The sequence below is a fragment of the Salegentibacter salinarum genome (genome assembly GCF_900168115.1).
Lineage (GTDB): Bacteria > Bacteroidota > Bacteroidia > Flavobacteriales > Flavobacteriaceae > Salegentibacter > Salegentibacter salinarum.
The window spans coordinates 81261-100760 of the sequence record NZ_FUZC01000001.1 but is presented as its reverse complement, the minus strand read 5'-3'; the positions used below and the strand labels follow the sequence as shown (position 1 = coordinate 100760).

The window sequence follows — 19500 nt, the reverse complement described above, 5'->3', positions numbered from 1 at the left end:
CTTGTTTCAGGATCTAGTCGTTACACAGGTTAGAAGCTGAAATATCCCGAAATGTCGGGACAGCGTGACGTAAATATTTTTCAAACAGCCTCATAAAACCTCACTCAGTGAGTAAACAAATGAAACCGCCTTCATTTCTAAATCCATTTTTTCTAACTTAATTTTATTTATAATGCGGATAAGCCAGTTTTGAGCTTAATCCCGGCGGGCGTTATATATAAAAATTAAAAACTCAATTTAGAGCAATGATTATCTTACATTCAGATACCAATCATCCAACTTTAATCAAGCAATTACAAGATGCCGGGCATCAAAATATTGAAGGCTTTACCCAATCCCGGGAAGAAACGCTGGAAAATCAGCATTTATACGATGGGATCGTTATTAGAAGTCGATATACTATAGACAAAGAATTTATTGACGCTGCACCAAATTTGAAATTTATTGCCAGAGTAGGCGCAGGACTTGAAAATATTGATGTTGAATATGCCGAAGCACACGGAATCACTTTATTTTCTGCTCCTGAAGGAAACCGAAATGCGGTAGGCGAACACACTTTAGGAATGCTGCTTTCCCTTTTTAACAGGTTGAATAAGGCCGATAGGGAAGTTCGCGACGGACTTTGGCATCGGGAAGAAAATCGTGGTTTGGAATTAGACGGGAAAACCGTGGGAATAGTCGGCTACGGAAATATGGGAAAAGCCTTTGCTAAAAAACTTCGCGGATTTGAGGTTGATGTGATCTGTTACGATATTAAAGAGGGTGTAGGCGATGAAAATGCACGGCAGGTCTCACTAGAAGAATTCCGGGAGAAATGTGATGTGGTGAGCTTGCACACACCCTGGACGCCTCAAACCGATCAAATGGTTAATAAAGAGTTTATAGATGCTTATAAAAACCCCTTTTGGTTTATAAATACCGCCCGCGGAAAAAATGTAGTTACTGCAGATCTTGTAGATGCGCTAAAAGACGGTCGTGTACTTGGCGCCGGCCTAGATGTTCTGGAATATGAAAAAGCTTCTTTTGAAAGTCTTTTTTCCAATAAAAAGAACGTTTCCCTAAGTATAGAAAACCAGATTCCAGATGCTATGCGGGAACTTATGTTTTTGAATAATGTGATTTTGAGTCCGCACGTAGCCGGGTGGACCAAAGAATCTCACGAACGCCTTGCTAGTGTTATCGCCGGCAAGATCATTGATAAATTTGGAAGAGGGGAAGAGAAGTAATTTTGCATAATTTAAATATGTAACCCTCACAGGTATCCAAAACCTGTGAGGGTTTTTTCTTCATTCAGAATTTATTTCAGAATTTAACATCCTTAAAAATTTTCCTTTAAAATAATAAGCTGAGTCATTTCGGTCCTGATAATTAGCAGGATTGACTTTTATAGTTTAAAATTTTCACTGATTTATCGTATTTTCAGAAAAACATATTCAAAGAAGATGAATAAAAGAGTCACGGGAAGTGGTGGGGTTTTCTTTAAGTCTAAGGATCTAAAAGCGGTAAAAGAATGCATAGCAAAGTAATAAATGCTCTACTCAAGGGAGTCCGTTCAAGGAAGATACCGATCATTTTAAGCCTTCAGAAAGGACTTTATGATGAATTACCGGGTGGAAAATCTAAATGAATTACTGGAAACCTTAAAAGGTGAAGGTGTTGAGGTAATGGACGAAATTCAAAAGGTTGAAGAAGGAAAATTTGGTTGGATAATGGATTTGGAAGGAAATAAAATAGAACTTTGGGAACCGAACGATAAGGCATTTCTCTAAGCTAAAACATTCTTTTTGTAGTATAAACAGAAAAAATATTTAATTCTTCTTTTATCTAATTCTTATTAATCGTAATATTGCGATATATAAATATTTAAATTATGAAAACATCAGAATTATTCGATTTGCTGAAACAACATCAGGAAAAACCACTGTTGTTTGAATACGCGCCTAACTTACTAATTGGGGCAAATTATCATATAACCGAAGTAAAGCATCTGAAAATCGACTCCGTAGACTGTGGGGCGGGAACCGATGCCTGGAGCGAAACCATTATTCAACTTTGGGAAAGTCCGGAAGAAATTGGAAAAACTGAATTTATGCAAGTTTCCAAAGCTTTATCTATTTTAGATAAAGTCGGGCATATGAAAGCTTACGATTTGGAAGCTGAGGTTAAGTTTGAATACAGTAATGCAAACTTCCATACCGCTCACTTATTCGTAACCGGCTTTAGCATTAAAAATGGAAATTTACTGATACAATTAGACGTAAACCCAACCGACTGTAAAGCTAAAGAAACCTGTGGCGTAGCAGAACCTTCTATGGCGAGTTCTAGCGAGTGCGCACCCGGTGGCGGATGTTGTTAAAAAAATCTTTTATGAAAAACGTACTTGTACTTTGTACCGGAAATTCCTGCAGGAGCCAGATGGCGCAGGGATATTTAGAGCATTTTGCCAAAGAAAGGGCTAATATTTACAGTGCAGGGATAGAAACTCACGGCCTAAATAAAAAAGCGGTTGCTATAATGAAAGAAGATAGGTTGGATATTTCTCATCACACCAGTAATCATGTTGATGAATATAAGGAGGTAGAATTCGATTTTATAATTACGGTTTGTGATCACGCGAACGAGAATTGTCCTTTTATTCCATCGAAAAATGCGGTGAGGCTACATCAGAATTTCAAAGATCCGTCAAAAGTTGAAGGTTCTGAAGAAGAAATTAAGAAAGCATTTAAAACCACCAGAAATGAAATTAAAGCCTGGTGTGAAAAGTTTGTAAATGATAATTTATAAATTAAAAAATGCTGTTTGATAATGTGAACATTATCAAACAGCATTTAAATAAAAGGTTATTGGGGAACTTTCTCCTAATTATTCTGGCTCAGTTCAATAAGCGCGGATTTAATAGATTCTTCTCCTTCCAACGCCTCGAACGCCATGTTTTTTCCTAAAGGATCGGCAAGGCACATAACCAGTAAAAAGGCTACATCATCGCGAGAAATTTCTCCGCGTTCATTTAGTTTAAGGTCTAATTTTACCTTGGCAAGACCCATATCGTCCGTCAATGCACCCGGCCGAACGATAGTATAAACAATTCCGCTGTCTACTAAATAATCATCGGCTTCTTTTTTCGCTCTCAGGTAATGTTCAAGATCTCCGCCTTCTTCCGGTTTATCGGTTCCCATTGCGCTAAGCATAATAAATTTCTTTACATTGAATTTCTTAGCAGCGTCAACCATTTTTTTAGCTCCTTCCTGGTCTACCGCCGTAGTTTTATCGGGGCCGGTGCTACCACCAGAACCTGCTGCAAAAATCACACGGTCAATTCCTTTAAAAGCGTGTTCTATATCGCCTTCAAGATCTGCCATCACGCTCTCTACCTCCATATCGTCAAAGATTTGCTTCTGCTCCTCTTTACGAATCATCGCGATTGGCTTGAAATGTTCGGTATTGTTTAAAATTTCAATTACCCTTTTTCCAGTTTGTCCGGTTGAACCGGCTATTAATATCTTTTCCATTTTTGCTTTAAATTTTAATCAGTTTGAAGATAAGGATGAATTAAAAACCTTCATAATGAATGCTTCAGAATAACATGAAATTAACAGCTTAATGTGCTGAATTAAACTTTTCTTCCAGTTCTTTCTGAAATTCTTCCATCACCGGTTGTACGGTGCTTTCAGGTAGATCTTCAATTTTTATATACATTAAACCATCTACCGCATTATTAAAAAGGGGGTCTACATTAAAAGCTACCACTTTTGCATTTTGCTTAATGTATTTTTTAATTAAAACCGGTAAGCGCATATTTTCTGGCTCAATTTCATCAATAATCTTATCGAATTTATTGAGATCGGCTTTACTGGCGTCAAAAACAAAATCTTTATCGGCGTCTTTTAGTTTTACTTTAAACTCTTTTTTCGGCTTAATAAATCGCGCGACGTCTGGATCGTAATAATGCGATTTCATAAACTCAATCATCAGCGATTTTGAAAAATTTGAAAATTTATTGCTAATACTCACTCCGCCAATTAAATATTTATGCTCGGGAAAACGCAGGGTACAATGCACAATTCCTTTCCAGAGTAAAAACAGCGGCATAGGTTTTTGCTGATAGTCTTTAATGATAAACGCCCGTCCCATTTCTATAGACTGGCTCATCATTTTGTGCAATTCGGGTTCAAATCTAAATAATTCCTGAAGGTAAAATCCATCAATTCCGTACTTGGCATAAATTTCATTTCCCATTCCCATACGGTATGCTCCCGCTATTTTTTTGGCTTCATTATCCCATAAGAACAAGTGATAATAATACTCGTCAAATTTATCAAGATCGGTGGCATTGTTGGTGCCTTCTCCAATGGCCCTAAAAGTGATTTCCCGTAGCCTTCCCAGTTCGGCAACGATATGCGGAATCACTTCCTTTTTTGCTAAGAAAACTTCGTAATTTTTGCTGGACAGTAACCGTTTGTCCATTTTTCGGCAATTTTCGACTTCAATTTCCATTAACGCTTCAGCCGTTTCTGCAGCAATTTTTTTTGGAGATTTTGGAAGTTTGAGGTGCTTCGGGATATCAAAAAGCTTTTTCTTTTCAAAAACATTGGCCAGCATATATGTTTTTCGGCGTAAAAATGCGGTAAAAGCTTCTAAATTTGGATGTGCTATCTGATCTTCAACCGAAATGGGATTTCCAATCCTTACCTTAATTTTTCTTCTTTTCTGCGTAAGCATCTCGCTAGGCAGTTTGGCGGTACGCAAAATATCGCTCATTGAAGCCAGCCTATAGAAAAAAGTAGAATTTTTAGCGTGAAAATAAATAGGTACTACAGGAACTTTTGCCTTTTGAATAAGCTTCATTGCCGCCGGTTCCCAGGGTTTATCTACAATAAGTTTTTCGTCTTTATAGGTGGAAACTTCTCCCGCGGGGAACATTCCCAAAGCGTGGCCATCCTTTAAATGATAAATCGCTTCTTTAATTCCCCCTAAACTCGATTTCGCATCTTTATGATCTTCAAACGGGTTTACCGGCATAATATACGGTATTAACGGATCTAAACGATGTAAGAGAAAATTAGCAATTACTTTATAATCGGGACGCTGATGTAGTAATACTTTCATCAAAATCATTCCGTCAATTCCGCCCAGAGGATGATTGGAAATTGTGATAAATGGACCAGATTTTGGAATACGTTTTAAATCTTTTTCTGGAATCTCAAAATCGATCTCAAAACCATCTAAAATTGAATCTATAAAATCAATTCCGTTTAAGTTTTTTCTTTTCTGGTATTCTTTGTTTAGCCTGGAAAGTTTGGTAGTTCGCAGAATCAACCATCCTAATGATGTTCCCAAAAGACCAATTTTTTGTAGGTTCATCACTTTGGCTACTTCCCTTGAGCTTACAATTCCCATTTTTTATAAATTAGTTTCGGGTTACAATTTGGAGGGTGTTGTGGGTAAGTTGTTTTAGCAGAATTTCTTTATCTTTTTCTAAACTTTTAATCGCTTCATCATTAAAATGCCGAATGGTAAAAAGCGAAACGCCGGGCACAAAACTAACTTTAAATCGGGCTTTTAAATGCTGAATTAATTTCTCTAACTGGTTAAATTTATTATCTACACAAACCGAAAAACTAATCGCAGAATTCTGAATTAAATCTACCTTCATTTGATACTGATGAAAAAGCCTGAAAACCTCGCTGATATTTTCTTCTACCATAAACGAAAAATCCAACGTGGAAAGCGAAATTAAAACAAGGTCTTTTTTAACGATAAAACAGGGAATTTCAGGAAAAATAAGCTGCCCTTTCCCAACTTTGGTCCCCTCACTTTCGGGCTTTAGAAACGGTTTTACAAAGAGTGGAATTTCCTTTTGCTGAAGGGGCTGCAATGTTTTTGGGTGAATTACCGAAGCACCGTAAAAAGCCAATTCAATAGCTTCTTCATAAGAAATTTGCTGAAGTAATTCCGGGTTTTGAAATTCTCGCGGATCGGCATTTAAAACGCCGGGAACATCTTTCCAAATAGTTACATTTTCAGCATTTAAACAATAAGCAAAAATCGCCGCGGTGTAATCACTTCCTTCCCTTCCCAGGGAAGTGGTGAAATTATTAGGATCTGAGCCAATAAATCCTTGGGTAATATTTACCTCGTTTGTGTTTAAATTCTGCTGAATGGCTTCCTGGGTGTCTTCCCAGTTGACGCCGGCATCCCGGTATACGCTATCGGTTTTTACAAATTGCCGGGCATCAAGCCAGTTATTTTTAATATCTTGGGAATTAAGATATTCGCTCACTATGGTAGTAGAAACCAGTTCACCGTAGCAAATTACCTGGTCGTATACAAAGTCGTATTGCTCAGATTTATTATGCTGAAGAAAATTTCTAAGTTCGGTAAAAAGAGTATTTATTTTAATGAAAACAGGAGACTGGGTTTCCGGAAAAAGTTCATTTATTATTGTAAAATGTGCGTCTTCTACAGCTTGCAGGCTTTCGGGAATTTGCTTTCCAAAAAGATAATCTTTAATAACAATTTCCAGCGCATTGGTAGTTTTCCCCATAGCCGAAATAACGATCACCTTTGGCCCGTTTCCGGTTTTTTCTAAAACATTTCGAACATTCTTTACCCCTGCTGCATCTTTTACCGATGCACCTCCAAACTTAAAAACCTTCATAAATTTTAATCGATGTTTTTCTGAATTCCGGTTTCATCCATATGCACGGTGTACCAGTTTTTCTTGATATCGGCTCCGGTGTTTTCATAGAATTCCTGGGCGTTTTTATTACCTTCAGAAACTACCCATTCTACCCTTCTAACGCTGTTTTCGTGGCCATATTTTACCACTCTCTTATATAATGCGCCGCCAAGCCCGGTTCCGCGCATACTTTCTCTAACAATAAGATCTTCCAGGTGAACGGTACGGCCTTTCCAGGTAGAAAACCTAAAGTAAACCAGCGCCATTCCTTCAATCTTACCTTTAACATCTGCGACAAAACATTTAAAGTTGGCTTCATCAAAACCCTCGTGTTCAAGATCACTCACGTGAATTTCAACCTCATCTGTTGCACCCTCGTAAGAAGCAAGTTCTTTAATAAGTTCCAAAACCGCGGGCATATCTTTCCGCTTAGCTTCGCGTATAACGTATTCCATAAGTTTGGTGTTTCTACAAAAGTAGGAATAGATTTTAATAAAAAGGGCTATTTATAAAGGCTTAGCGTATTATTAACGTGATTTCGCGAGAAATTTGTCCATTGCTTCCTCTTCCATTTGTACGGTACACCAATCTGTAAAAACGGTCGCACCACTGCGGTTGTAAAAATCCCGTGCGTGCGTATTCCATTCTAAAACTACCCATTCGGTGCGTTTTACGCCTTCTTCTTTTGCAAATTGAATAACCCGCTTATAAAGCGCATTTCCCAAACCTTTACCGCGCATATTTTCCCTAACTACAAGGTCTTCCAGGTGCACGGTTTTTCCTTTCCAGGTAGAATATCTAAAATAACATAGCGCCATTCCTTCAATTTTTCCTGCTGCTTCAGCAACAAAACATGTGAACGAAGGATTTTCCCCAAAACCATCCCTTTTTAGGTCTTCAGCGGAAATAATTACCGCATCAGGCTCTTTTTCGAATTCGGCCAGTTCTTGTATAAGTTCTAAAACCGCAGTCATATCCTCCTGACTTGCTTTTCTAATTGTAAATTCCATTTTTTTGATTTGCTCAATACAAAAGTAAAGAATGAATTTTCAAAATAGGGATTTCTTAGAATAGCAGCTGAAAAATGCATATTGAAACTGAAAAAGGGAGTTGTATTAAAATTTCGTGAAATTCAAAATAATATTTACGAAAACGTTTTAGTAACTGAATAAAATGAATAATTTTGACGCAACTAACGATATTAGTACATAATGGTTAAGAAAAATCAGACTTTAGGAGAGTTTATAATTGAAAATCAGGAAGCATTTCCTTATTCCTCGGGAGAACTTTCCCGATTAATCAGGTCCCTAAGATTGGCGGCCAAAGTGGTAAATCACGAGGTAAATAAAGCAGGATTAGTAGATATTTTAGGATTACATGGAGATACCAATATTCAGGGAGAAGATCAGCAAAAACTGGATGTTTATGCCAATGAGACTTTTATTCAAACCCTGATAAACCGTGAAATTGTCTGCGGAATTGCTTCAGAAGAGAACGACGATTTTATAACTATTTCCGGAAAAAATAACGACAATAGAAATAAATATGTGGTGCTTATGGATCCGCTTGACGGAAGCTCTAATATTGATGTAAATGTTTCTGTCGGGACTATTTTTTCTATTTATCGTCGTGTGACTCCAATTGGAACCCCGGTTACAAAAGAAGATTTTTTGCAACCCGGTAATAAACAGGTGGCGGCCGGTTATATTATTTATGGGACTTCTACAATGCTGGTTTACACAACGGGCTGCGGAGTGAATGGTTTCACCCTAAATCCTGCGCTGGGATCCTGGTATTTATCACATCCCGAGATGAAATTTCCGGAAGACGGGAAGATTTATTCTATGAACGAGGGTAATTATGTGCATTTTCCCGATGGTGTAAAGAAATACATAAAGTACTGCCAGGAAGAAAAAGAAGACCGTCCCTATACTTCAAGGTATATTGGTTCTATGGTTTCAGATATTCACCGGAATATGATTAAAGGCGGAATTTTTATTTATCCTAAAAGTTCTAAAGCCAGCAACGGAAAACTGAGATTGTTATACGAGTGTAATCCAATGGCATTTATCGTGGAACAGGCGGGTGGTAAGGCTACCGATGGCTTTAACCGAATTATGGATATTCAGCCTACAGAATTACACCAACGAGCACCATTTTTTTGCGGGAGTAAAAATATGGTAGAAAAAGCTGAAGAATTTATGCAGAAATATGGATGATAAGAATAGTATCTCATCATCCTGTCCCGAAGCTTCGGGATTGTTTCACGATTTAAGATGCAAGAATACTGAAATAAACTTGAGATAAATTCTGAAAAAATTTTTGGAAGAGTTGGAGAGAACAGGACTTTCCAACTCTTGAAACTATTACTTAAAATTTATTTATCCAATAAATACTGGTAATCTTCAAAATTTAGTTGTCCGCTAAAAATCTGGATAGATCTTTTTATAATCTTTTCTGCATTTTCGCTAGAAAACCCTAGTCCAATAGCATAACGCTTAATAAGGTTTTCCTCATTCTCATCTATTTCGTTATCGGCAAAAATAATTTTAAAAAGGTCGTGTAAACGTTCTAAACGTTTTTCTGCGCTATTATAGGAGTTGATAGGAAAGTCAGCTGGGCGTTTAATAACCATTTTGTATTCCTGTTCGCTAATATCAAGTTTACGGGCAAAACGCTCTAAAAGAACACGCTCCTTATCGTTAATCGCACCATCTGAACTTGCAAGATTTACAATAGATGCAAAATGGTTAATGTTGCGAAGATGCTCCCCCGAATCAAATAAATCTGAAAATGACATTTTTAATATTTTGGTAGTGCAAATATACTTAAAGCTAAAAATAAAATTCATCAAAAAGCTTCTAAAAGTTTAGGATTTCATCAATCGCTAATCTTTTCTTAATCCCTTTTTTAAGCCTTTCATTTTCGGTAATTTCATTTTAAGTAGTCAAAAAATGAAACCACCATTACTCGCTTTTAATAAAAAAGGAATTTACTGCGAAGCTGCAGATGTGTATCTGGACCCGTGGAAACCGGTAGACAAAGCTATTATTTCCCATGGCCACGCCGATCATTCTCGGTGGGGAAACAAAAAATATATCACCCATCACAGCAATGTTCCTATTATAAAACATCGGTTAGGTGATATTGAAGTTGCAGGCAAGGAATGGAACGAAACTTTTACTATAAACGGGGTGAAATTTTCATTACACCCGGCCGGGCATATTATTGGATCTTCCCAAATTCGCGTAGAGTATAAAGGTGAAGTTTGGGTTTTTACCGGCGATTATAAAGATGAAAATGATGGTGTGGCGGTGCCTTATGAACCGGTAAAATGTCACACTTTTATTACCGAATGTACATTTGGATTACCCGCTTTTAAATGGCAACCGCAAGCGGAAGTTTTTGCTGAAATCAATAACTGGTGGCAACAGAATAAAGAAAATGGGCAGACTTCTGTGATTTTTGGTTATTCCCTGGGCAAAGCACAACGCCTGCTAAAGCATCTCGACACTTCCATCGGGAAAATTTACACTCACGGCGCCATAGAAAATATGACAGAAGTAATCCGGCCTTTATCTGAAATGCCTGAAAGCACTTTGATAACCCGAGAGACCAAAAAAGATGAAATTAAAGGAAATATAGTGGTAGCGCCACCAAGCGCCCATGGTAGTCCGTGGATCAAGAAAATGGTACCGTATGTTACGGCTTCGGCCAGCGGCTGGATGACCTTTCGCGGTGCACGCCGAAGAAGGGCCATAGACCGCGGTTTCGTACTTTCCGATCATTGCGACTGGCAGGGATTGTTAAAATCGATAAAAGCCACGGGAGCAGAAAAAGTAATTTGTACCCACGGTTATACCGATATTTTCTCCCGCTATTTAAGGGAAATCGGCTACGATGCCCGAACCGAGGAAACCCAATACGAAGGCGAAATGGGGGAGGAAGAATCAAAAAAAGAAGTAGAAAAATGAACGTTTTGTCACTTCAAGCGCAGTCGAGAAGTAACTTTAGAAAACCCTAATGAAAGACTTTGCAGAACTTATAAAAACTTTGGATAGCACCAATAAAACCACCCTAAAAGTAGCGGCTTTAACCCATTATTTTAAAAACGCCGAAGAGAAAGACAAGGTTTGGACCATTGCTATTTTATCGCATCGCCGTCCGCCGCGTCCGGTAAATACTACGCTAATGAGAGAATGGGCTTCAGAGCTTGCAAATATTCCGCTGTGGTTATTTGAAGAATCTTATCATATTGTAGGTGATTTAGCGGAAACCATTGCTTTGGTAATCCCGCCAGCCGAGGAACCTTCGGAAAAAAGTTTAAATCAGTTCCTTCAGGAAATTATTGATTTAAAAGCTAAGACCGAAGCTGAAAAAAAAGAATATCTGCACCAAAACTGGCTTTCACTGAATTATTACGAACGCTTTGTTTTTACCAAACTCATTACCGGAAGTTTTCGAATTGGGGTTAGTCAAAAATTAATGACCCGTGCCCTAGCAAAAGCCACTGATATCGATGAAGATATTCTTGCCTATAAAATGATGGGTAACTGGAAACCCGAAAAAACCACTTTTAAAAAACTGATTTTAGAGGAAAATGAAGAAGATTATTTGTCGAAACCATACCCGTTTTACCTGGCTTACGCGCTAGATGGCAAAGTGGAAGAACTGGGCGATGTAGAAGAGTGGAGCGCCGAGCATAAATGGGATGGTATCCGCTCGCAGGTAATTGTAAGGAACGATGAACTTTTTGTGTGGAGCCGTGGGGAAGAACTGGTAACCGATAAATATCCTGAATTCGAAAAATTTATAGGTAATATTCCCAATGGAACGGTAATCGACGGAGAAATATTACCATTTCCGGAAGGAAAAATTGGAACTTTTAAAGACCTGCAAACCCGGATTGGAAGAAAAAACATCAGTAAAAAATTGCTTGAAAAAACGCCGGTAATTTTAAAGGCTTATGATGTATTAGAATGGAAAGGAGAAGATATTCGCATCCATCCATTTGAAGAACGTAGAAAAATCCTCGAAAAGCTTTATGCTGAAGTTTCTTCGGAAGAAATCCACTTACATTTATCGGAACGGATTTCCTTTAAAAGCTGGACTGAAGTTGCCGAAGAACGTGAAGGTGCCCGAGAAGAGAAATCAGAAGGATTAATGTTGAAGAGATTGGATTCGCCTTATTTAGTCGGACGAAAAAAAGGTGACTGGTGGAAATGGAAAGTAGATCCGCTTACGGTAGATGCAGTACTTACTTATGCGATGCGCGGTCACGGAAGACGAAGTAATTTGTTTACCGATTATACTTTCGGTTTGTGGGATGATGAGAAAAAAGAATTAGTGACTTTCGCCAAAGCATATTCGGGCCTAACCGATGCTGAATTTAGAAAACTGGACAACTGGATCAAGAAAAACACTCTAGAGCGTTTCGGCCCTGTGCGAAGCGTAACGCCCCACCACGTTTTTGAAATCGCTTTTGAAGGAATTGCAGAATCAAAACGTCATAAAAGCGGGGTGGCAACCAGATTTCCCAGGATGGTACGCTGGCGAACCGATAAAAATATCCATGAAGCAAATACGCTGGGGGAATTGCGGGATTTGATTCCTGATTAACTAATAAAAACCAGACCTCACAGGTTTTCAAAACCTGTGAGGTCTCTTTGAAAATGAACAAAAAAAAACTCACCCAAATCGCCGAAACCTGGTTCTCCAATCAGGATTGGAAACCTTTTGCTTTTCAGAGACAAACCTGGACGGCTTTTTTCCAGGGTAAAAACGGACTTTTAAATGCGCCCACAGGAAGTGGAAAAACCTACGCGCTTTGGGTGCCGATTGTTTTGGATTATTTAAAGAAAAATCCTGATTATAAAACGACACAAAAAAAAGGTTTAAAAGCGATATGGATTACACCTTTACGGGCTCTTTCGGTAGAAATCGAACAAGCCGCACAACGTTTTGCCGATGAAATTGAAACTGGATTAACAGTAGGAATTCGTACTGGAGATACGCCGCAGAAAGTGCGTGCTGCGCAAAAAAAATCGATGCCAGATTTGTTGATTACTACGCCTGAAAGTTTGCAATTACTGCTTTCTTCAAAAAATTACGAAAAAACTTTTAAAAACCTGAGCGCTGTGGTGGTTGATGAATGGCACGAATTGCTAGGGACCAAACGTGGCGTGCAAATGGAACTAGGTTTGTCTCGTTTAAAAACCGTTTCAAAAGATTTACGTATTTGGGGAATTTCGGCAACTATTGGAAATTTAGAACAGGCCCGGGAAGTTCTATTGGGTCCAGGTTCCGAAGCTTTTCAAAATTCAATTTTGATAAGGGCGAATTTGAAGAAAAAAATAACTGTGAAATCCGTTATTCCGGAGAGAATGGAGAAGTTTCCCTGGCGCGGGCATTTAGGTTTGCATCTTATTGATGAGGTGGTACCCATTATCAACAATTCCAGAACCACCCTACTTTTTACAAATACCCGATCGCAATGCGAAATTTGGTTTCAGAAATTAATTAATAAATATCCGGAATTTGCCGGGGAGGTAGCGATGCACCACGGCAGCATTAATAAAGATACCCGACTGTGGGTAGAACAGGCCATTAGAAATGAATCTTTAAAAGCGGTGGTTTGCACTTCCAGCCTGGATTTGGGAGTAGATTTTGCGCCGGTAGAAACCATTATTCAAATTGGTGGACCAAAGGGGGTGGCACGGTTTTTACAGCGGGCAGGAAGAAGTGGTCACCAGCCGGGAAAAGAAAGTGTAATTCATTTTCTGCCTACGCACGCTATAGAGCTTATTGAAGCTTCGGCTTTGCAAAAAGCGGTTAAGAAAACCGCCGTGGAAGATAGAATTCCGTATTTGCTGAGTTTTGATGTTTTGGTGCAATATCTAACCACGTTGGCGGTTTCCAACGGATTTTTCCCCAAGGAAATCTGGCCAGAAATTAATTCCACTTTTTGTTTTAGTACGATGACCGAAGACGAGTGGATTTGGATCTTAAACTTTGTGACCAAAGGGAGCCAGAGTTTGCAGGCTTACGATGAATACAAGAAAATTGAAATTGAAGAAGACGGCCGATTTAAGGTGAACAACCGTGGAATTGCCATGCGCCACCGACTGCAAATTGGAACGATTGTAAGTGATGCTATGCTGAGTGTAAAATACCTGAAAGGCGGTTATATTGGCACAATTGAAGAATGGTTTATTTCTAAACTTACGCCGGGGGATGTGTTTACTTTTGCAGGTAGAAACCTAGAACTGGTTAGGATTAAAAGTATGCAGGTTTTAGTGCGAAAATCGAAGAAAAAATCCTCTAAAGTCCCCAGTTGGCAGGGTGGTAGGATGTCTTTCTCAGCCCAAATGAGTGAATTGCTCCGGGAAGAAATGTACGCTGCTTCAGCATCTGTTTCTTCCGGTGCAGCTGAAAAATCGCCAGAATTAAAAGCTTTACGGCCAATTCTGGAAAGGCAACAAAAAGAATCTATTATTCCGAATAAAAATGAATTTTTAATTGAAACTTTTAAAACTCGCGAAGGTTATCACGCAATTTTTTATCCGTTTGAAGGTCGGTTTGTACACGAAGCTTTGGGAAGTTTGCTGGCTTATCGCATCAGTTTACTTTCACCTATTTCCTTCAGCATAGCTTTTAATGATTATGGTTTTGAGTTGCTTTCAGACCAGGAAATAGATATGCAACAGGTTTTGGATAACGATTTGTTTTCCGCAGAATTTCTAATGGACGATCTTTATAAAAGTTTAAATGCTACGGAAATGGCCCGGCGGAAATTCCGTGATATTGCGGTGATTGCCGGAATGGTTTTTACCGGCTACCCAAATAAATTGATTAAAAGCAAACATTTACAAAGCAGTTCACAACTGCTGTTTGGTGTTTTTAAAGATTATGAAGATGATAATTTATTGTATTTACAATCCTTCAAAGAAACTTTTGAGCACCAACTGGAAGAAGGCCGATTAAGATTGGCTTTAGAGCGCATTCATCTTCAAAATATCGTCTGGAAAAACTGTGAAAAACCCACACCGTTTTCTTTCCCGATTATTACCGACAGGCTACGGGAAAAATTGTCTTCAGAAAAACTGGAAGACAGAATTAGAAAAATGCTGAAGAGCCTTGAAAATTAATTTCTTTCGTTCAGTCTTTGAAGAACGGTACTGCGAACCACTTCAGTAGTGATCCCAAACAGAACGTGTGCAAAAAGTTCGTTCATTTGCATTCTAATTGGTACATCGGTAGGTTTTGGTTCAAGGCCCATTAATGGCAGGGAAGTTTCGTGAGTAGTGATCCAGGTAGAACTTCCAAGAATAATTCCGTCTTTAATATTTAATTCGTCGTTATCCTTTTTTCCAAACCCGTAAGCTGCGCCTACGCTTGCGCCAATAGGGAAATTCACTAATTGCTCTGCCAATTCTTCATTTTGAACACTTATTGGCGAACCGGTGATTTTGGTAGAAAGATCGTCTACGATTTTAATTTGGGCAGAACGTTGTTCTATTTTTCTAACCGGGAGAAAATGCTCAACCAGGCTTTTTACAGCCGTGCCGGCGAGTCCGCCAATTACACCGGCAAGAAGTCCGCGGCCCGTGGCTTTAGAATATGAATCTTTATTGAGTAAAGCTTGTACTTTCATAATAAACTATTTTACAGATTAAAACTATCTATTATAAGATTTATCTACAATTGTTTAACAAGGATTTAGCAGCAGATATTTAAATTTTGGTAATTTTGAATATGGCACAGAAACTAAACACCGCACTAATTCAGGCAAATTTAAAATGGGAAAATCCCCAGGCTAATCGCAGTTTTTTTTCAAAAGAAATTAAGGCGCTTTCAGAAGAAATTGATCTTATAATTCTTCCGGAAATGTTTACAACCGGATTCAGTATGAATGCAAGTAAATTAGCTGAAAAAACCGATGGTTTGACGCTGAACTGGATACGCGAAATGGCTAAATTGAAAAACGCTGCGGTTACAGGCAGCGTGATTATAACTGAAAATGATAATTATTTTAACCGACTATTCTTTGTTTTTCCTGACGGAAGTTATAAAATCTACGATAAACGTCACACTTTTACACTTGCCAAGGAAGATCAAACTTATACCGCCGGAAAAGAAAGATTAATTGTTGATTATAAAGGCTGGAAAATTTGTCCGTTGGTTTGTTATGATCTTCGATTTCCTGTTTTTGCAAGAAATACTGAAGATTATGACCTGTTGATTTATGTAGCCAATTGGCCAAGCAAGCGCGTTTTTGCCTGGGATACACTTTTAAAAGCCCGCGCAATAGAAAATATGAGTTATTGCATTGGTGTTAACCGAACGGGTAATGACGGCGATGGTTACGAATATAATGGCCATACGGCGGCTTACGATTGTTTGGGAAAAAATCTTACAGAATTGGATCGCGAAGAACCATTTGTAGAGGAAATTACCTTGGATAAAAAACATCTTGAAGAAACCCGTGGAAAGTTAAAATTTCTTCAGGATAGAGATGAATTTACTCTAAAGTAAAAGTCTCCGGCATATCCCAGTTAGACCGAACATCTATGGTATCGCGATAATATTGAATTTCTTCCGGCTGAACTCTTTTCAGGTAATTTCCGGTGTCCCATTTTTGGTTTTCATTATCGTCGAAAATTACCCGAATAAGGTATTTTCCGGGTTTTAAATACCGAAAATGTAAATTGGTGTTCCCATCAGAATATTTTTCTGCCTGTATTTCTCCTTTTTCGTCAGTGAGTTGAACCAGTAACGGAAACCTATTAACATTCTGAAGCGTTAGAATAATACTGCCATAATCTGCATAAGATTTGGTATTTAAACTTTGCTGAATGGTATCGTTGGTTTCTTCAAAAAGATCGGTAATGGCTCCCGGTAAAGCAGTTACGCGATAATCGGTGCTTTCTTCTTTTTCAAAAGAAATAACAATTTCATTTTCCAGCCTGCGCATTTCAGCATTAAAAGGGACTATAACAGAATCCCCATCTCGAATGCTAATTAGATCCTGATTGAAACCTGTAATTGGCGTATTGGCTTTCAGCCTGAAATCCTGTTCAAATTCAATACCACCAGAAGGTTCTGTTGTGATATTTAGCGAATCACGGTCGGCTTCTGCAATTTTTGTAAATAAAGTATCACGGCGGGTAGGGCTAACCACTTCAAAAGAAAGACTGTCATATTCAGGCCGAATATTATACCAGTAATAAAGCGTATCGGTTTTTCTATCTTTTACAATTCTGGATTGAAAACCTTCTGGTTCCGGGGTTAAGAGATTAATTTCTACACTATCTACTCCCTTATTTCCTTCATAACCGAACAGAATTTGATTTCCTTTTAGGAGTTTAGGTCTTTCTGGTTCAAATTCCAGTTCTTCTTTAAAGATGGTGATTTGGTAAGTAGAATCTGTAGGTAGTGTGATATAATTTTCAACAAAACCTATTTTTTCGTTTTTAGGATTAAAATTATAATTATCGTTATTGTCTTCAACAGCAAGTATCTGGTAAGTGCCTTCCTTAAGATTTTCGAGTTCAAAATTTACGCTGCTGTCTAAAGTGTATGTGATATAACGGGGAGTTTCTTTATAAACCAAAGAATCTGAAAAAGTTGAATCTACTTCATATAAAAAAATGGAAATGAATTCGTTTGGGGCTTTCAAATTAGCGTCTTTTATAGTTCCAGAAATTTTCAAAGAATCCAGATAATCGCCGGTAGAGAAAACATATTTAAAATACGGTAAAGGGTTGCCTTCGTTGTTGTCTACAATACTTTTTCCGAAATTTATGGTGTAAGTAGTATTTTCCTGAAGGGAATCCATGTTTTGGACGCGTACATCTTTGCGCGCCGTACCCATAGGTATAATTGTTGGGCGTGGTTCTATTGGGGGTGAAATTACAATTTGCTGACGTGCATCTTCTAATTTTACATATTCGTTGAAGATAATCCTGATTTCTTCTGCAGAGAAATTAGTGTTGTAATTTTCAGGATTAGCCCTTATAAATTGTGGTGGTTCTTCATCTTCAGGGCCACCTTCAGGCATTCCTTTTTTTGCGCATTGCACACAAAGCAAAAGTAGGGCAGCAACAAGTAAAATTCCTGGAATTCGTTTCAGCATAATTTAAAAATGAAATCTAAAAGCAAAGAAACAATTATTTTAGGTTTTAACGCGTGTATCAATCGGTAATTGCCATAGTTGCGATACTTTATTTAGTGTTTTTAATTTTCAGTAACTTATTGCCGCAGGCTTCCACCGTTGCTTCTTTGGTTACTAAATCGTCTACCAACAGGATATGTTTGTTTTCTAATATTTAGGGTTTTCTATCATAAAATTGGCATCAATAGTGTCCCACCGTCCACGCCGTTTTTAAATGTTTGGGTGCGGGAACTCGATTTTTTTATCAGTAACTTTTCAATGAATTTGGCGCCTAATTTTTTGGCGAGCTCCTGTCCAAATCCTCTTTGGTTTAATTTTCTACGATAAAGTAGAACAGGAACCACACATTCAATTTCTTTGAACCCGGGATAGGATTTCAGCTCTTCCCCAAGCCAGGTTCCCAAAAAAGTCCCTACATCTTCCTGCTTTTTATACATAAGATTGTGGATAAGGTTTTGCACCATTCCTTTCTTTTTAAAGTAAAGTAGGGAAGTAGCATTTTTAAGAGGTAAACGTGCATCAAATACTTTTTTGCTAAGGTTTTCGTTATCAAGGTGGTAACTGGTGGTTGGAAGTTTATGCAAACAGGAAGTGCAAATTACTTTTTCTGCCTTAATAAAGGGCTGTCACAACAGTTACATATTGCAGGGTAGAACAGGTTTGTTAAATCGTGAAACATTTGTTAAGTGCTTGCGGTTTACCTTAATAAACTCCTAAATTTACAAACAAAATTTATTAATATGATGACCGAAAAGAAAAACAACACCGCGCTTAAAATTTTAACCGGAGTGTTAGCTGTGGCCTTACTGGCCTTAGGGATCTATACAATTAAATTCTATAACGAAGAGAAGGAAAATAAGGCAATTCTTACCAAAGAAAAGGAGGTAATAGAAGATGAGCTTAATGATTTAATTATAAAATATGATGAAGCCATAGATGAAAATCAGGTGATGGACCAAAACCTGGTAGATGCCAGGAACAGAATTGAGCGTTTGCTGGATTCAGTAGAAGATAATGAAGCCAACCTGGTTTTAATTTCTCGCTATCGTAGAGAAATTAGCAATTTAAAATCTGAAAAAGATCGTTTATTTAGGGTGGTAGATAGTTTAAATCGCCAAAACCAAATGATGTCTCAAACTTTAGACAGCACTAATGTAATCCTGGAGCAAAGAACGAGAGTTTCTGATTCTTTGCAAACTACAAACCAGGATCTTTCTAATAAAGTAGATCGGGCAGCGCAGCTTAAAGTCACCAATTTACGTGGGGAAGGAGTTATTGTAAGAAACAGTGGTAAACTGGTAGAAAATGATAGAACCCGAAGAATAGATCAAATTAGAACTTGTTTCACCATAACTGCCAATGATCTTGCCGGCCCCGGAGAAAGAAATATGTATGTGCAGGTGTACAACCCGGAAAACGAACTGGTAGGAGATGAAATTGTGGTAGAGCACGAGGGCGGGCCTATGGTTTATAGCGCAGCTTCAAAAGTTTATTACGAAAACAACGAGTTAGATGTATGTTTGTTAGCCAATACCAGCGAAAATAGATTGCAGGAGGGTACGTATAAAGTTTACGTTTATGCCGATGCAACTTTACTGGGAACAGCATCTTTTAACCTAAGATAATTAAAACTTAAAATTCAAAGGCC

General features: G+C 38.1%; 18 protein-coding genes and 1 pseudogene. 10 read left to right on the top strand and 9 right to left on the bottom strand.

Annotated elements, in window-relative coordinates; all coding sequences use genetic code 11:
- Positions 1 to 245: 245 nt before the first annotated feature.
- The 4 genes and pseudogenes from B5X53_RS00510 to B5X53_RS00495 all read left to right on the top strand — a co-directional run bounded on the left by B5X53_RS00510 (position 246) and on the right by B5X53_RS00495 (position 2784).
- Complete coding sequence (locus tag B5X53_RS00510) at positions 246 to 1226, top strand: 2-hydroxyacid dehydrogenase (RefSeq protein ID WP_079711270.1); 981 nt, start codon at positions 246 to 248, stop codon at positions 1224 to 1226.
- Between the two features lie 216 nt (positions 1227 to 1442).
- Positions 1443 to 1769, top strand: a pseudogene (locus B5X53_RS00505) (VOC family protein).
- A 101-nt stretch (positions 1770 to 1870) separates the two neighbouring features.
- Positions 1871 to 2356 carry a DUF6428 family protein gene (locus tag B5X53_RS00500; protein WP_079711269.1) on the top strand — a complete coding sequence of 162 codons (486 nt, stop codon included), beginning with the start codon at positions 1871 to 1873 and terminating at the stop codon, positions 2354 to 2356.
- An 11-nt stretch (positions 2357 to 2367) separates the two neighbouring features.
- Complete coding sequence (locus B5X53_RS00495) at positions 2368 to 2784, top strand: arsenate reductase ArsC (RefSeq protein ID WP_079711704.1); 417 nt, start codon at positions 2368 to 2370, stop codon at positions 2782 to 2784.
- 74 nt (positions 2785 to 2858) lie between these two features.
- Here the strand turns inward: B5X53_RS00495 and B5X53_RS00490 are convergent, their stop codons facing one another.
- The 5 genes from B5X53_RS00490 to B5X53_RS00470 form a co-directional block, all read right to left on the bottom strand.
- Positions 2859 to 3509 carry an SDR family oxidoreductase gene (locus tag B5X53_RS00490; protein ID WP_079711268.1) on the bottom strand — a complete coding sequence of 217 codons (651 nt, stop codon included), beginning with the start codon at positions 3507 to 3509 and terminating at the stop codon, positions 2859 to 2861.
- Between the two features lie 88 nt (positions 3510 to 3597).
- Entirely contained in the window at positions 3598 to 5397 is a 1800-nt protein-coding gene (locus B5X53_RS00485) for a GNAT family N-acyltransferase (protein WP_079711267.1), read from the bottom strand.
- Between the two features lie 10 nt (positions 5398 to 5407).
- Complete coding sequence (locus B5X53_RS00480; protein ID WP_079711266.1) at positions 5408 to 6658, bottom strand: aspartate kinase; 1251 nt, start codon at positions 6656 to 6658, stop codon at positions 5408 to 5410.
- Between the two features lie 5 nt (positions 6659 to 6663).
- Entirely contained in the window at positions 6664 to 7134 is a 471-nt protein-coding gene (locus B5X53_RS00475) for a GNAT family N-acetyltransferase (protein ID WP_079711265.1), read from the bottom strand.
- A 72-nt stretch (positions 7135 to 7206) separates the two neighbouring features.
- Positions 7207 to 7689 carry a GNAT family N-acetyltransferase gene (locus B5X53_RS00470; protein WP_079711264.1) on the bottom strand — a complete coding sequence of 161 codons (483 nt, stop codon included), beginning with the start codon at positions 7687 to 7689 and terminating at the stop codon, positions 7207 to 7209.
- Positions 7690 to 7890: 201 nt separating this feature from the next.
- Here B5X53_RS00470 and fbp point away from each other — a divergent pair, with 201 nt between their 5' ends.
- A complete protein-coding gene (gene fbp, locus B5X53_RS00465; protein ID WP_079711263.1) occupies positions 7891 to 8898 on the top strand; it encodes a class 1 fructose-bisphosphatase in 1008 nt (335 codons plus the stop codon).
- Positions 8899 to 9056: 158 nt separating this feature from the next.
- Here the strand turns inward: fbp and B5X53_RS00460 are convergent, their stop codons facing one another.
- On the bottom strand, positions 9057 to 9479 hold the full coding sequence (locus B5X53_RS00460) for a TerB family tellurite resistance protein (RefSeq protein WP_079711262.1): 423 nt from the start codon (positions 9477 to 9479) through the stop codon (positions 9057 to 9059).
- Positions 9480 to 9633: 154 nt separating this feature from the next.
- Between B5X53_RS00460 and B5X53_RS00455 the strand changes: the two genes are divergently transcribed.
- Genes B5X53_RS00455 through B5X53_RS00445 form a run of 3 tightly spaced genes read left to right on the top strand, consistent with a single transcriptional unit; the run spans position 9634 to position 14826 of the window.
- Complete coding sequence (locus tag B5X53_RS00455) at positions 9634 to 10653, top strand: ligase-associated DNA damage response exonuclease (protein ID WP_079711261.1); 1020 nt, start codon at positions 9634 to 9636, stop codon at positions 10651 to 10653.
- A 49-nt stretch (positions 10654 to 10702) separates the two neighbouring features.
- A complete protein-coding gene (locus tag B5X53_RS00450; protein WP_079711260.1) occupies positions 10703 to 12298 on the top strand; it encodes an ATP-dependent DNA ligase in 1596 nt (531 codons plus the stop codon).
- Positions 12299 to 12351: 53 nt separating this feature from the next.
- Positions 12352 to 14826: a ligase-associated DNA damage response DEXH box helicase gene (locus B5X53_RS00445; RefSeq protein ID WP_079711259.1), complete on the top strand. Its 2475-nt coding sequence runs from the start codon at positions 12352 to 12354 to the stop codon at positions 14824 to 14826.
- On the opposite strand, the gene B5X53_RS00440 is transcribed toward B5X53_RS00445, so the two are convergent.
- The gene (locus tag B5X53_RS00440; RefSeq protein ID WP_079711258.1) at positions 14823 to 15332 is read right to left on the bottom strand and encodes a DUF1440 domain-containing protein; all 510 of its coding nucleotides are present in this window, start codon (positions 15330 to 15332) and stop codon (positions 14823 to 14825) included. The genes B5X53_RS00445 and B5X53_RS00440 overlap by 4 nt on opposite strands.
- A 101-nt stretch (positions 15333 to 15433) precedes the next feature.
- Here B5X53_RS00440 and B5X53_RS00435 point away from each other — a divergent pair, with 101 nt between their 5' ends.
- The gene (locus tag B5X53_RS00435) at positions 15434 to 16213 is read left to right on the top strand and encodes an amidohydrolase (protein ID WP_079711257.1); all 780 of its coding nucleotides are present in this window, start codon (positions 15434 to 15436) and stop codon (positions 16211 to 16213) included.
- Here B5X53_RS00435 and B5X53_RS00430 read toward each other — a convergent pair.
- Positions 16200 to 17813, bottom strand: a complete 1614-nt coding sequence (locus tag B5X53_RS00430) for an Ig-like domain-containing domain (protein ID WP_079711256.1) — start codon at positions 17811 to 17813, stop codon at positions 16200 to 16202. The two genes, B5X53_RS00435 and B5X53_RS00430, sit on opposite strands and share 14 nt — an antisense overlap.
- 206 nt (positions 17814 to 18019) lie before the next feature.
- Complete coding sequence (locus B5X53_RS00425; RefSeq protein ID WP_232764004.1) at positions 18020 to 18436, bottom strand: ComF family protein; 417 nt, start codon at positions 18434 to 18436, stop codon at positions 18020 to 18022.
- 156 nt (positions 18437 to 18592) lie between these two features.
- On the opposite strand from B5X53_RS00425, the gene B5X53_RS00420 reads away from it, so the two are divergent.
- Entirely contained in the window at positions 18593 to 19477 is an 885-nt protein-coding gene (locus B5X53_RS00420; RefSeq protein ID WP_079711255.1) for a hypothetical protein, read from the top strand.
- The last annotated feature ends 23 nt before the right edge of the window (positions 19478 to 19500 follow it).